Here is a 14,724-nt window from a genome sequence, read left to right as displayed (position 1 = left end):
AATTCTATAGACAATGTATCATTTTAATGCAATTGCCAATCACTCCATGTTAAAAATGCAGCTCCTAACTGCAGGGTGTTGTTGTTGAATTTAACCTCATCAACAATAACACAAAACCCAAAATCACAATTTTAATAACCACCACACCATTACTTCATGAAAATTTTTACAAACTCAATTAAAATAATTGTGCTCTTCCTGGTACTGTTACCGGGCATAAGCCGCGCGCAATTAAATGGCTCATACATATTGAGCGGAAAAGTAGACGATGACCAGGGAAAACCGCTGGTAGGGGCTACCGTATCCATAAAAGGTACAACAAATAAAACATCAACAGATACAACCGGTAAATTTTCGTTAACTACCAGCGCAAAATTACCATATACACTTGTTTTTACAGCAGTAGGTTATCAGCCACAGGAATTTTATATAAAAAATGCTAACAGCGCCGTAAACATCACACTTACCACGCAATCGCTGTTGGTTAACGAAGTTGTAGTGACGGCATCCCGTAAGGAAGAAAAGCTGCTCCGGTCGCCTGTTGCTATTGAAAAGCTGAGTATTACGGCATTAAAGCAATCGCCTGGGCCGAGTTTTTACGATGCGCTTGAGAACGTTAAAGGTGTACAAATGACCACCACCAGTATCACCCTAAAAGTACCAAACACCCGCGGTTTCAATAGTCCTAACAACTTTAGGTTTATGCAACTGGTTGACGGTGTTGATATGCAGTCGGCTACGTTAGGCGTACCACTGGGTAATGCCATTGGCCCAACCGAGCTGGATATTGCCAGTGTGGAAATTACTCCGGGCGCGGCTGCGGCCCTTTATGGCACCAATGCAATTAACGGCTTATCAAACCTGTTCACTAAAGATCCTTTTAAATACCAGGGCTTGAGCTTTTATCACCGTCAGGCGGTTAACCATGTGGGTAACGACCGTTTAGGCGCCAGTTCAATTACCGAAGATGCTTTACGTTATGCCAAAGCCTTTAACGATAAGTTTGCCGTTAAAGTGAACTTTAGCTACATGCAAGGCCAGGATTGGCAGTCGGATACCCGTTTAGATCAGAACCCGACTAACCTGAAATCTGCAAACCCAGCTTATCCTGAATTAACAGGCACAAGCAATGCGGCTTATGATGGTTGGAACAAATATGGTGATGACGCGCTCGCGGGCAGTAACACGGTGTCGATAAAAGGTATTACTGTTGATGGCAAGGCTCGTCCTAATCTAACCGTTGCACGTACAGGTTACAATGAAGTTGACCTGGTTGACCCGCATGTGAAAAACTTAAAATTAGATGGTACACTGTCTTATAAATTAACGCCAAGCACCATCTTATCGTACACCTACCGCTACGGCAGGTTGGACGGCGTGTTTCAACGTGGTAATAAGATCTCGTTGCAAGGAGCTACCGTTCAAAATCATAAAATTGAGTTAAAAGGAAAAGACTTCCTGATACGTGGTTACGAATCTATCGAGAATACAGGTAATTCATTCAACGTAAAACCATTGGCAGATAACCTTGACCTTAACCACGCCAGCAACTCGGCCTGGGCAACTTTATACGGTAACGCTCTAAAAGCTTATAACGGCGGTGTACTTACCTCTGCAAATCTTGCAGCGGCTGAACAAGCTGCCCGTGCAGCTGCCGATAAAGGCCGTGTTGAGCCGGGGACACCTGAGTTTGACGCCCTGCGTAAAACCATCATTGGTATTAATAACTGGGATATCAAATCGAGCCTGATTCCTAATGCACCTGTTACTGGTGGTGCCGCATTGGTTCAAAAAAGCCATATGTACAACGGCGAGGCTCAATGGGATTTAACTGACAAGGTGAAATTTGTTGACCTGTTGGTTGGTGCCGATGTACGTGTGTACAGCATTACGCCCGATGGAAATAACTTCGTGGATTTTAGCCGCCCGATTGCCGACAGGAACACTCCGCTTGCCGATGGTACTTTCGGTAAAGATGTGATTTACAAAAAATATGGCGCTTTTACCCAGGTTACTAAAACATTCTTTGATGAAAAGTTGAAATTATTCGGCTCTATCCGTTGGGACCGCAATCCATACTTTGATCCTAAATTTACCCCGCGCTTAGCCGCTGTTTATACAGTTAACCAAAACCATAACTTTAGGTTCACTTTCCAGAACGGCTATCGCTTCCCATCGCTATTTGAAGCATTATCATACGTAAATAACGGGCGCGTAAAACGTGTAGGCAGCTTACCATTCATTAACGAAGGTTTAGGTTACCTTGGTAACAGTTACACGCAAACATCGGTAGTGGCATTCAATGCCGCTGTAAATGCTGCAGGTGGTTCAGACCAGGCGGCTTTGGCTAATCGCAACTTGTTAAAAGTGGCGGATCTGCCTCCGGCCCGCCCTGAACAGATCACTTCATTTGAGGTTGGTTATAAAGGCATTGTAGCAGATAACAAAGTATTTATCGATATAGATGCTTATACTAACCGTTATGACGGTTTCCTTGGCCAAGTACAAGTGTTTGTGCCTAATGGAGCAACTGTAGGTTCAGATGCTGCTGTTCTATCGATGCTTGATATTAACCGCGACCCTACAACCGGCACATCAAGCAATGCTGCCAGTCAGGGCCAAAGCAGGTACCGCGTTTATACTAATGCTAAGAATATCTACCATAACTATGGCTCATCGGCAGGTATTACCTATAATTTCTACCAGCATTATACAGTATCAGGTAACGTAAGCTTCAATAAGCTAAAGGCTCAAACCGCATCTGATATATTTGTTACCGGTTTTAATACGCCTGAGTGGTCTGGAAACGTATCGTTTGGCAACCGCGAAGTAGTTAAAAACTTAGGCTTTAACGTAGTTTACAAATGGCAACAATCGTACCTATGGGAGAGTCCGCTGGTTACCGGTACTGTACCATCAATCAAAACTGTTGATGCCCAGGTTACTTACCGTGTTCCTGCTTACTATGCAACATTTAAGTTAGGTGCTACAGACATCTTTAACAAAAGGTACTACCAATACGCAGGTGGCCCAACCATTGGCGGCTTGTACTATGTATCGGTAACGCTTGATGGTTTATTAGCAGGTAATGCCAACAATAAATAACAAATAAGAACTTTTATTACGTTTTATATAGTTTGTAAGGGGATGGTCGCGATTAGTGACCATCCCTTTTTTTGAACCTTGATTTTTAGGATTTGAGGATTACCTTGAGTTTTATGCAGATTATTCTCAGTTTATCGTTGTATGTGACTTGTAAGAAAAATCGATGCGATCAAAATGAATGGAATAAAAAAGGCCAACCGATCTTGCGACCAAGTTGACCTACGTATAAAAAAAAGCGTCTTTATTCCGGAAACGTTATTTTAGGATTCGGGGAACGTAATAGTACCGACTCGCAAAATCAGGTAATCCTTGAATCCTGTTCATCAAGGTTTTGCTACCTCATGCAACCCGCATTCTTTTTTAGATTGATCTTCCCACCACCAGCGGCCGGCACGAAAATCTTCGCCTTCGGCTACTGCACGGGTACATGGCATACAGCCAATACTCGGGAAACCTTTATCATGCAATGAATTGTACGGGATATTGTATTGTTTAACGTAAGCTTTCACTTCATCAAGCGTCCAGCTAAAAATAGGATGGAACTTTACCAATTGATTTTGCTCGTCCCATTCCAGGTCATGCATATCATGTCGGTTAACAGATTGCTCGGCACGGATACCGGTTATCCAGATCTTGTTTCCTTTCAAAGCGCGTTTAAGCGGCTCAATTTTACGGATCCCGCAGCACTCCTTACGGTTTTCTACAGATTCGTAAAAGCTGTTAGGGCCTTTTTTGCTTACCATTTCTTCCAGCAACTCATTATTGGGATAGTAGGCATGAATAGGTTTTTGATATCTGTTCATGGTAGCCGCCCAAACCGAGTATGTTTCGCGGAACAGCCTGCCTGTTTCAAGTGTAAATACTTTTATAGGCAAATTATTGCTGAAAATCATGTGACTGATCACCTGATCTTCCCAGCCAAAGCTGGTAGAAAAGATCACTTCACCCGGAAAAAGCTCAGCCAGTTTGGTGAGCGCTTCAACAGGGCCAAGGCCATTGATATATTGTTGTACATTTTCTAAAGCTGAGCTCATGGTATCTTAACAAAGAATTTAAGAATAGAACGGACGCTGATCAGGATAACGATAACTGATACGGCAACCATAATGGTTTTTGCTGAAATTTTGTTGGAAATCTTGGCGGCGATTGGTGAAGCAAGGGCGCTACCTAAAATAAGACCAGCTACAGCCTGCCAATGATCGCTGCTTACCATGGCAATAAAGGTTATTGATCCCATTATGGCCACAAAAAAGCGAGAAAGTTTAACAGTACCTAATGAAAACCGGGGACTACGGCCGCCTGCGATCAGTGTAGATAACACGATTGATCCCCAGCCGCCGCCACCAACAGCATCAATAAAACCACCGCCCAAACCAAGCAGTGAAATGCGTTTTACTTTATCAGCAGATTTTTTCTTTTGTGTATTGAACGCTTTCCTGAATATCACTATACCTAATATCAATGTATAGATTGATACAATAGGTTTAGTATACATTGCGTAATGTTCAAGCGAGGATAGGAGATAGGCACCTGTAACAGCGCCTATGATACCGGGAACAACCAATAGTTTAAATAACTTCCAGTTGATATTACCCATGCGGTAATGCATCCAGCCGGCTATGCCGCAGCTCATAATTTCTGAAAGGTGTACCCCCATACTGGCCGAAGCCGGCGGTATCCCCATAGTTAACGAAAACGTGGTTGACGTTACACCGTACGACATGCCTATGGCGCCGTCAATCATAGCAAATACAAAACCGGCCCCTAAAAAGTAATAAAAGATAGGATCAATACCGGTTACAAAGTTTTTAAAGTTGGGCTCTTTAAGATAAAGCGCGGTTATGCCAATGGCCAACGATAAAATAATAGTAGACCAGATCAGCCAGATGAAATTTTTCCGGTTGGGGGCTTTTGGCTCAACCAGTACAGATGTTACGCTGTTTAGTTTTTTTACCTTGTCGGCAAAATCACCTTCAAGGGTATTTCTTAGTTCGCTCATTTGCTGCAAAGTGATATCAAGCTCAGCAGGCAGGCTTTCATTTAATACTTCTTTTAGTCGTTTTGCCACAGTAGGTGATTTTCCGTTGGTAGATATAGCCAGTTTCAAGTCGCCTTTTTGCACTATAGATCCTAAGTAAAAATCGCATAATGCAGGTTTGTCGGCTACATTGATCAGCAGTTTCCTGTCGTGAGCGGCAGTGCGGATATAGTTATTAAGCTCGCTGTCGTTAGTTGCGGCAATAACAATGTCGGCATCATTCAGGTCATCATCCGTAAATGATTTTTGAATAACACGAATGCCTGTATATTGAGATGCAAGATTGTGGATCTCGGGTAAAAACTCACGCGAGATAATAGTTACGCGAGCCTGATTACTGTTGTTGAGTACCGCGGTAAGTTTTTCCAAACCAACATTACCGCCACCGATAAGCACGGTATGCAGGTCATTCAGTTTCAAAAAAACAGGAAAAAGCTGATTGCCTTCCTGTTTTTCGTCCTGAATGTTGGTAAAACTTTTATCCCCTGGCAACAACGTCATAAACCTCTTTTATCAATTGGAATTTTGGATGAAGCGATACAACCTCGCCAAATACAATAAGTGCAGGTGAGGATATCTTATTTTCTTCAACGGCATTAACAATGGTATCAACTGTAGCAACAGCTATTTTTTCTTCTGCTGTTGATCCGTTTTGAATAACGGCAACCGGCAGTTTGTTCTTGCCTTGTAACTTAAATATTTCAGTAATCTCGGCCAGTTTATGGATCCCCATCAAAACTACAACGGTAGCATTTGAACGTGAAGCATCTATAAGATCGTTCGAGATTTTACCATTTGCAGTGGTACCTGTAACTACCCAGAAGCTTTCGCTCAGGCCACGATGTGTAACAGGGATTTGCTGTAATTCGGGCACGGCTATAGAACTTGAAATGCCCGGAATAACCGACGCAGATATTCCATGCTCAGCTGCAATGAGCAGCTCCTCATACCCGCGACCAAATACAAAGGGATCGCCACCTTTTAATCTAACCACGTGTCCGTAGTTTTTAGCATAATCAACCATCAAGTTATTAATGGCTTCCTGCGAAAAGGTATGATCGCCGGAACGTTTACCTACATAAACTTTAGTTGAGCTTTCGGGAGCGTATTCCAATAACTCTTCGTTAACCAAAGCATCATACAAAACAACATCTGCTGTTTTTAAAGCTTTAATGGCTTTAAGTGTTATCAGATCGGCATCACCGGGGCCAGCGCCCACAAGTGTAATGCGCGGTTCTTTTATAGTTTTATTAGTATCGGTCATTATTGTACAAGCGCCTCTCTCTTATCCTTGCTTCTGCTTAAAAATTCGGTTGCCTGGGCTATATAGGCTGTCGCAAACTCTTGTGAAGGTTCGTTTTGATTGATCTGCAACACCAGGTCGTTAAAAGTACCATCCAACTCAAATTCACCTTTTTCAACGTATTGAGCATCAAACTCACGGATAACACCGGCTTGAGTACTGCTGTTAACGCCTTTATCAAGCAACAAAGCTTTTGCCGAACTTACAAATACGTTATAAGCATGGTAGATAGCATCAGCCCAGCGGCCGTCAGCATAAGCGTCATTAGCCCAACCCAGTTTTTCTTCTGATTCAAACAATAGGGTGGCTACCAGATCTATGATAACACCGGCACACTCACCTACACCTATGGCGGTAACAAATGTTTCCTGGTGGCCCCAGTCTATATATTCGTCGTCGGTAAGGGTGGTCAGATCTGCAAGTGGTTTCAACAAGCGGTAAAAATAATCTTTACCCTGCCTGTCGTAATATTCGTGGTAAGTTTCACCCTCTGGCGAAAACTCTTTGTAGTCATTTAATAAATACCTCAATACGTCAGTGGCACGTTTGGTAGGTACTTTGATAACCCTTTCTGCAGCACGGCCAACGCCGTCGCCAACTGTACCACCGCCTAACATCACCTGTACAGATGGCAATACTTTGGTACCCGCTTTCAGTGAGCTGCCGTGGAAACCAATATGCGCCAAACCATGCTGACCGCATGAGTTCATACAGCCGCTTATTTTGATCTTGATTTCGCGGTTATAAATAAAATCTTCGTACTCGGTATAGATCAAGTCTTCCAATACACGAGCCATGGTCATGCTATTCGAGATACCAAGGTTACAGGTATCTGTACCCGGGCAAGTAGTAACATCAGCCAAACTATCAAAGCCCGGTGCTGCCAGTTCAAGCTTAGCCAAGCCTTCGTAAAGCGCAGGCAAAGCTTCTTTTTGAACGTATTTTAATAGCAAGCCTTGATTTTGGGTAATACGGATCTCGTTGCCAACCAACGGCTCTAAAGTTTTAACCAGTGCACGTGCAGTATCAGAAGAGATATCGCCTACGGGTACTTTTATATATACGCCGTAAAAGCCTTCTTGCTTTTGTTCAAAAACGTTGGTTGCCAGCCATTGCTCGTAACGGAGCGGGTTGCTGATAGCTACTTCAGGGTAGCTATCGGTTGGCGGTAAAGCCGGGGCATCAACCGCGTCGCGGTTAATAGGATATGATTTTACCTTGTTGGCCGTACGTTCAATTTTGGTTAAACGCAATACTTCATCCAAGCCTAATTTTTGGATAAGGTATTTCATGCGGGCCTTGTTACGGTTGTTGCGTTCGCCGTAACGGTCAAAAACGCGGATTACCGATTCGATATAAGGGATCAGCTGATCTTCGGGTAAAAATTCTTCTACAATATTTGCCAGTAAAGGTTGCGCGCCCAAGCCACCACCAAGCAGGATTTTAAAACCACGCTCACCATTAGCGTTTATTTTAGGTATAGCACCAATATCATGAATGTAAGAAAAAGCAGTATCCTCGTCGCTTGATGAAAAAGAGATCTTGAATTTACGACCCATTTCCTGGCATATCGGGTTACGCAGAAAATAATCAAATGTAGCGTAAGCGTATGGAGAAACGTCAAAAGGCTCTTTCGGATCAATACCGGCAGCAGGAGAGGCGGTAACATTACGCACGGTATTACCGCAGGCTTCACGCAGTGTAATATCGTCTTGTTCGAGTTTAGCCCAAAGTTGCGGCGTACGGTCAAGACTTACATAATGGATCTGGATATCCTGACGGGTAGTCAGGTGCAGGTTGCTGCTTCCAAACTCATCAGAAATCTCGGCTATTTTCAGTAATTGCTTAAAGCTAACTTTACCAAATGGAAGTTTAATGCGTACCATTTGTACCCCGGGCTGACGCTGGCCATATACACCGCGCGCTAAACGTAAGCTCCTGAACTTTTCATCGTGAATTTTACCTTCACGAAAAGCACGGATCTTTTTTTCAAGATCTATAATATCCTTCTCAATAATCGGGTTCTCCAGTTCCGTTCTGAAGCTCTGCATATTTTATGTATTAATCTTTTATAAAAAAGCCTCTTTAGCTGTGGCGAAAGAGGCAAATATGGTTAAATATTACGTTTACAGCCTCGCTTTACCGTTGCACATGTAGCAACAGTTCTGTTGGTTAAAGGTTGTAGTAATAATGCTCTCACGATTCATTTCCCAAATATATATATAGTATACGGAAAAGGTAGCATTTAATTAAAAAAAACTGCGTTATGACAGTTTTATGAAATTTTGAAATTTAAACGCTGATGAGGGTAGTTTCGCGTTTGATAATATCAGCGATACTGGTTTCGCTTAATATTTTAAGTGTGGCATCTCTTACATCAACAAACACATCCCTTATGCCGCAAGTGCTTTCCTGGTGGCACTCATCACATTTGTGGTAAAAATTTAAGCTTGCGCAAGGCACCATGGCGATAGGGCCATCAGTGATACGCATGATACTTACCAGGAAAATTTCTTTCGGATCCCGGTTGAGGCTGTAGCCGCCACCAGCACCTTTTTTACTGTATAAGAAACCCGCGTTACGCAGATCGAGCAGGATTTGCTCAAGGAATTTTTTCGGAATTCGCTCAAGCTCGGCGATTTTTGATATTTGCATAGGTGGCTGATCCATGTTTTTGCCCAGCACAACCAATGCTTTTATAGCATACTTAGTTTTTTTCGAAAGCATTTTCTATAATAAAACTTACAAAGTTAAATAAAGATATTACTAAATTAACTATTTTTTCGAGTAATATTATAGATTATATAGAAAGGATATTTTATACAGACTTTATTTTATTAAAATCGCAATTGCTAACGATCTGAATGACCGAGGCTTTTCTCAGGATTTACCTTGTCGCGAACAGCTTTTTTTAGCTCTTTAATTTCAGGAAAATGGCCGTCCCGCTTGCGGTCAAACAAGGTTTCTTCATCAACGCTTATGGTGTATCGCCCGCTCACTTCACTTGGCTTGAGGGTAACGCCGTTTAAATCATCGGTAAAAGTAGTAAGCAGTTCCTGCGCCATATAAGCCGCGCGCATCATCCAGTTACATTTGGGGCAGTATTCGATAGTTATAGTTGGCTTCATGTAGTTAAGCTTGGTTTTTGAGGAATAATAAAGCGCTCATCCTGGTGAATGCTCAATACTTTAAGTTCATCGCCAACGGCGATTGTCCCGGTGTTTTCGTGTACCAGGTTTTGCCCGAACATGATCTTGTTGTTTTTCATACGATATGATGCCAGGGTTTTAAGCGGCTCTTTCGCTTTTACAGCAGTTTGCTGATCTATGGTAGTGAGCACACAACGGGCACAAAGCTTGGCGCCGTAAAAAGTAATGCCGGCTATATTGATTTGGTTCATCAAATCTTCGCTGTAAGCATTACCGCCGGTAAAAACGATATTGGGCCGGAAACGGTTCATGGGCAGTGGCTGTGCCATCCGGGTATTAAGATCATCCAAAGACGACTGGCCGATCAATAAAAAAGGATAAGCATCAGCAAATGAGGTGATCATGCCTGGTTTGGCATAGCGTTGATCAACTTCACGCTCGCTGTCGTCGGGCATATAAACCAGGCGGCATTTCATATTCAACGCGTCGCTAAACCATTGGTCAAATTCATCGCTCACATACTGGCCCATGCATGTATCGTCCCAAACGGCAAATTGCTGTAATGGCTTTCGCTCACAATCAAAGGGGATCAATAATGTTGATTTTGAATGATGATCAACGGCGATACCATTGGGCTCAACCCTCGCCTTTAATAAAGCCATTTGCGGAAACTCTCGCTGGGTTATAAAAAGGCCGTGTTCATTAACCAGCATCCAGCGCCTGTCATGCTGTAAACCACGTGTGGTAACTACGGCGCTTTGTACAGAAATACCGCCAAGGGATTTGATGGGGTAGATAAATAGTTCACTTACCTGGAGCATGGTGTAAAAATAAATAAAAGAACCATGATTTTTAGGATTTGAGGATTTCATGATACTTTAATTGGATACCTCCATCAAGGTAATCCATCAATCTTGAAAATCATGATTCATAAATTTCACAATCGATTGCAATAATTGATTTTAATTGATATACTTGTTTCATCCAATTTCAAACCAATTTATAAACTATGCCATTAAGTAACATAAACGGCAAGGCCAAAGCTGGCAATACTTATGATGCCATTGTAATAGGCTCGGGTATCAGCGGTGGCTGGGCAGCTAAAGAATTAAGCGAACTCGGTTTAAAAACTATCATGCTTGAACGCGGCCGCAACTTTGAGCACATCAAAGATTATAAAACCGCCAGTAAGGATCCCTGGGACTTTCATCATGCCGGAAGGCCAACCCAGGCCGAACGTAAACAACGCCCGGTAATTTCCCGTGGTTGGGGCGCTACTGAACCTATCATGGATTACTGGACCGACGAGCAGGCCGCTCCATATACCGAGATCAAGCCTTTTAACTGGTGGCGTTCATACCAGCTTGGCGGCCGTTCTATTTTGTGGGGAAGGCAGAGTTACCGCTGGAGTGATTTTGATTTTGAAGCTAACGCTAAAGATGGCTGGGCTATTGACTGGCCTATCCGTTATAAAGATCTTGCCCCATGGTATGATCATGTAGAGAAGTTTGCAGGCATCAGCGGCTCTTTAGAAGGCTTGCCACAATTGCCCGACGGTCATTATTTACCGCCGATGGATATGAACGTGGTTGAAAAGGATGTAGCTGCACGCATCAAAAAGAACTATAACGGCACCAGGCATATGATCATCGGTCGTTCGGCTAATTTAACAGCCGCCATTCCCGGCCGTACGGCTTGCCAGTTCAGAAACAGGTGCTGGGAGGGTTGTCCTTTTGGTGGATATTTCAGTACGCAATCATCAACACTGCCTGCTGCTTTAGCTACCGGGAACTTAACGGTAAGGCCATATTCTATAGTTACTAAAATACTATATGATAAAGACACGAAAAAGGCCAAAGGAGTTGAGGTGCTTGATGCGGAAACCAATCAAACCTATGAGTATTATTCAAAAATAGTTTTCGTTAATGCCTCTGCCCTCAATAGTGCCTGGGTATTGATGAATTCGGCTACAGATATCTGGCCTGATGGCTTAGGTAGCAGTAGCGGCGAGCTTGGTCACAACATTATGGATCATCACTATAACCTTGGTGCAAGCGGACTGGTTGATGGCTTTGAGGATAAATATTATTACGGTCGCCGGGCAAATGGTATTTATGTAGTCCGTTTTGCCAACCTCTTTGGTGATAAACGTGATTATCTTCGTGGCTTCGGTTACCAGGGCGCGGCAAGCCGTATGGGCTGGAACCGTGAAATTGCCGAATACAATATTGGAGCCCAATACAAGGACGCGCTTACAGAACCAGGGCCATGGACAATTGGTATTGGTGGTTTTGGCGAGTTGCTGCCTTATCACGAAAATAAAATCACCCTTGATAAAACACGTAAGGATAAATGGGGGTTACCAATATTAGCGATGGACGCGGAGATAAAGGATAACGAAAAGAAAATGCGGGTTGATATCATTAAAGAAGCCAAAGCTATGCTGGAAAGTGCCGGTGTGAAAAACATTGAAACGCACGACCGAGGTCATCATGTTGGCGATGGCATCCACGAGATGGGTACAGCACGTATGGGCCGTGATCCTAAAAGCTCAGTGCTTAATGGCAATAACCAGGTTTGGGATGCCAAAAACGTTTTCGTTACGGATGGTGCCGCCATGACCTCGTCGGCTTGTCAAAATCCGTCGTTAACTTATATGGCTATGACGGCCCGTGCCGCTCATTTTGCTGTTGATGAATTAAAGAAGGGGAATATATAATTTGGTGGGTGGTGAGTAGTTGATTCAGTGAGTGTTTTTTTTCCATGCCCTTACCCCAATTAACTACTCACTTAATCAACCATTCACCGTAAAAAATACAAAAAATGAAAAAACTAATCACCATATGCCTGTTGATAGGCGCATCGATAAGCCAGGTAATTGCAAAGGACAAAGTACTTGTATTTTGCAAAACGGCCGGTTTTCATCATAACTCTATAGCGGTAGGGGTACCTGCCATTATGAAATTAGGTCAGGAAAACAATTTTGACGTGGATAGCACCACCGATGCCACAAAATTTACTGCAAGCAACCTGAAGCAGTACACGGCTGTGATATTTTTAAGTACCACCGGCGATGTCTTGAACGATACGCAACAAACAGCTTTTGAACAATACATTAAAGGCGGTGGAGGCTTTGTTGGCGTACATGCCGCTACAGATACTGAATATGACTGGCCATGGTATGGTAAACTGGTCGGCGCTTATTTTAAGAGTCACCCCAAACAACAGGATGCTACTTTAAACGTTGTCGACCGTAATTTTATCGCTACCAAACATTTGCCGCAGACCTGGAAACGCTGGGACGAATGGTATAACTATAAGTGGATAGGTGACGACCTACACGTATTGATCAAGATAGATGAAAAAAGCTACACCGGCGGCGAGAACGGCGACAACCACCCAATGGCATGGTATCATAACTTTGACGGGGGAAGGGCCTTTTATACAGAATTAGGCCACACAGATGAATCATACGCCGATCCTTTATATTTGAAACATTTGCTTGGCGGAATTAAGTACGCGATGGGATGGAAAAAGTAATTGTCTGAATCAGGATTTTAAGGATTCAAGAATTAACAGCATAAAAAAACGCCTTACGGATTTAGCCCGTAAGGCGTTTTTATTACCGCTCCTTATTAATATCCATCATTCTGGATCAATGCCGGAGCGTTTCTGTCGACTTCTGATTGTGGCAGCGGCCAAAAATCAAAATTGTCTTTATAGATGGTTTTTGTTGCCGGGATCAGCGGATTCTGAATGAACCCGTTCAACTTATCTTTGGCTATGCCCCAGCGGCGCATATCAAAATAACGGAAGCCTTCCAATGCCAATTCTACACGGCGCTCATGCCTGATCTTCGCTCTCATATCAGCCTGAGATAAACCGATAGCAAGCGCAGGCATATTTACACCCGGACGCGCCCTCACCTCGTTAATCTGTTTATAAACACTTGCATCAGGGCCTACAGCCTCGTTCTGAGCTTCGGCATACATCAGTTTAATATCGGCAAACCTTATCCATACATAGTCCTGATCATCAAGCAAGCCCGGCTGCGGGTTAACGATCTTAGGATCGAGCCATTTTTTTGATGGATAGAAACCGGCAGTCCAGTTATTAACACCGGGTTTGCCAACGGTACCCGGATAAGGCCATCCCTGCGCCGGGGTATCACCCGGAAAAAAGAAGGTCATTTTTTTGCGCGGATCATTAGCCTCGTACTCATTGATCATATCCTGTGTGCCTTGCAGATCAACATATCCCGGCAATATCAATATCATGGTAAGCGCGTCGGGGTGCGGAACGGTAGGGGCGCTATACTGCACCGAGAACATAATTTCGGGACTGGTTTGCTGATCGGGCTTGTAAAAGTTTGAAGGATAGTTACTGTTAAGAGAGAACAGGCCGCCATCTATAATAGATTTAGCCATCGCTGCGGCATCGGCATATTTCTTTTCAAATAGTAAAACACGTGTCATCAGCCCCTGGGCAGAGCCTTTAACTGCATGCCCAGTGTTGAATTTCTGATTAGGTAATCCAGAGATAGCGTTGTTAAGATCACTCTCAATCAGTTTTAAAACATCAGCCCTCGATGACTTGCTTACCTTTTGCTTAAAATCCGAGGTTATAGGATCGGCCGTCAATAATGGTACGTTTCCATAAGTTTCGGCTAATAAAAAGTAATTGAAGGCGCGGATAAAGTAAACTTCACCTTTGTATTGTGTGAGCTTATCGCCTGTAAGTACTTTATCAACGTTGGCTAAAAACGTGTTGCAGGCTGCTATGCTTTTGTAAGCGTTGATATAAAGACTGTTGCTGCCATCGGCCACAAAGCCACCGCTTGATGGATTAAGACCAGCAACTAATGCCTGTTGCGCGCCGGCCTGGTTGTTTTGTGTGTAGGTGTTATCGCTGAAATTCTCGTACCACATTGGGGCATAGGTAGAGATTTGCCCGCTTCTTGCGTAAAGGGTACCGTATACGCCGGTGAGCGCCAGATCTGCATCGGCAGGAGTTTTCCAGAAAGTGAGGTTTGATAACTTATCGGGAGGCGTTACATCAAGTTTTTTACATGAAGTAAAACCTGCTAACGCTGCTATAAATATGATGATATATTTTTTCATTGCTAACAA

General features: G+C 43.4%; 11 protein-coding genes. 3 read left to right on the top strand and 8 right to left on the bottom strand.

What is annotated here, in order from left to right:
• Positions 1-156: 156 nt before the first annotated feature.
• Positions 157-3,105, top strand: coding sequence for a TonB-dependent receptor (locus EAH55_RS25060; protein ID WP_121812063.1), 2,949 nt, complete (start codon positions 157-159; stop codon positions 3,103-3,105).
• A 323-nt stretch (positions 3,106-3,428) separates the two neighbouring features.
• Here EAH55_RS25060 and EAH55_RS25055 read toward each other — a convergent pair whose 3' ends face one another.
• The 7 genes from EAH55_RS25055 to EAH55_RS25025 form a co-directional block, all read right to left on the bottom strand.
• A complete protein-coding gene (locus EAH55_RS25055; protein WP_121812062.1) occupies positions 3,429-4,139 on the bottom strand; it encodes a phosphoadenylyl-sulfate reductase in 711 nt (236 codons plus the stop codon).
• A complete protein-coding gene (locus tag EAH55_RS25050) occupies positions 4,136-5,644 on the bottom strand; it encodes a TSUP family transporter (protein ID WP_121812061.1) in 1,509 nt (502 codons plus the stop codon). Before EAH55_RS25050 ends, EAH55_RS25055 begins: the two co-directional genes overlap by 4 nt.
• Positions 5,622-6,407: a uroporphyrinogen-III C-methyltransferase gene (cobA, locus tag EAH55_RS25045; RefSeq protein WP_121812060.1), complete on the bottom strand. Its 786-nt coding sequence runs from the start codon at positions 6,405-6,407 to the stop codon at positions 5,622-5,624. The genes EAH55_RS25050 and cobA overlap by 23 nt, the downstream gene beginning before the upstream one ends.
• Positions 6,407-8,497 carry a HEPN domain-containing protein gene (locus EAH55_RS25040; RefSeq protein ID WP_121812059.1) on the bottom strand — a complete coding sequence of 697 codons (2,091 nt, stop codon included), beginning with the start codon at positions 8,495-8,497 and terminating at the stop codon, positions 6,407-6,409. The genes cobA and EAH55_RS25040 overlap by 1 nt, the downstream gene beginning before the upstream one ends.
• Before the next feature lie 241 nt (positions 8,498-8,738).
• Entirely contained in the window at positions 8,739-9,173 is a 435-nt protein-coding gene (locus tag EAH55_RS25035) for an RrF2 family transcriptional regulator (protein ID WP_112566532.1), read from the bottom strand.
• 125 nt (positions 9,174-9,298) lie between these two features.
• Positions 9,299-9,574, bottom strand: a complete 276-nt coding sequence (locus tag EAH55_RS25030; protein ID WP_112566535.1) for a SelT/SelW/SelH family protein — start codon at positions 9,572-9,574, stop codon at positions 9,299-9,301.
• Positions 9,571-10,467, bottom strand: coding sequence for an MOSC domain-containing protein (locus tag EAH55_RS25025; RefSeq protein WP_244228350.1), 897 nt, complete (start codon positions 10,465-10,467; stop codon positions 9,571-9,573). The genes EAH55_RS25030 and EAH55_RS25025 overlap by 4 nt, the downstream gene beginning before the upstream one ends.
• Before the next feature lie 137 nt (positions 10,468-10,604).
• Here EAH55_RS25025 and EAH55_RS25020 point away from each other — a divergent pair, with 137 nt between their 5' ends.
• Both EAH55_RS25020 and EAH55_RS25015 read left to right on the top strand, forming a co-directional pair.
• Positions 10,605-12,314, top strand: coding sequence for a GMC oxidoreductase (locus EAH55_RS25020; protein WP_121812058.1), 1,710 nt, complete (start codon positions 10,605-10,607; stop codon positions 12,312-12,314).
• 104 nt (positions 12,315-12,418) lie between these two features.
• Positions 12,419-13,135, top strand: a complete 717-nt coding sequence (locus EAH55_RS25015; protein WP_121812057.1) for a ThuA domain-containing protein — start codon at positions 12,419-12,421, stop codon at positions 13,133-13,135.
• Positions 13,136-13,230: 95 nt separating this feature from the next.
• Here the strand turns inward: EAH55_RS25015 and EAH55_RS25010 are convergent, their stop codons facing one another.
• On the bottom strand, positions 13,231-14,715 hold the full coding sequence (locus tag EAH55_RS25010; protein ID WP_162997029.1) for a RagB/SusD family nutrient uptake outer membrane protein: 1,485 nt from the start codon (positions 14,713-14,715) through the stop codon (positions 13,231-13,233).
• Between the last annotated feature and the right edge of the window lie 9 nt (positions 14,716-14,724).

Origin of the sequence: Mucilaginibacter kameinonensis, assembly GCF_003675385.1 — a bacterium.
In the GTDB taxonomy this organism is placed as follows: Bacteria; Bacteroidota; Bacteroidia; order Sphingobacteriales; family Sphingobacteriaceae; genus Mucilaginibacter; species Mucilaginibacter kameinonensis.
The sequence above is the reverse complement of the archived record's forward strand: the minus strand, read 5'-3'. Positions and strand labels throughout refer to the sequence as shown.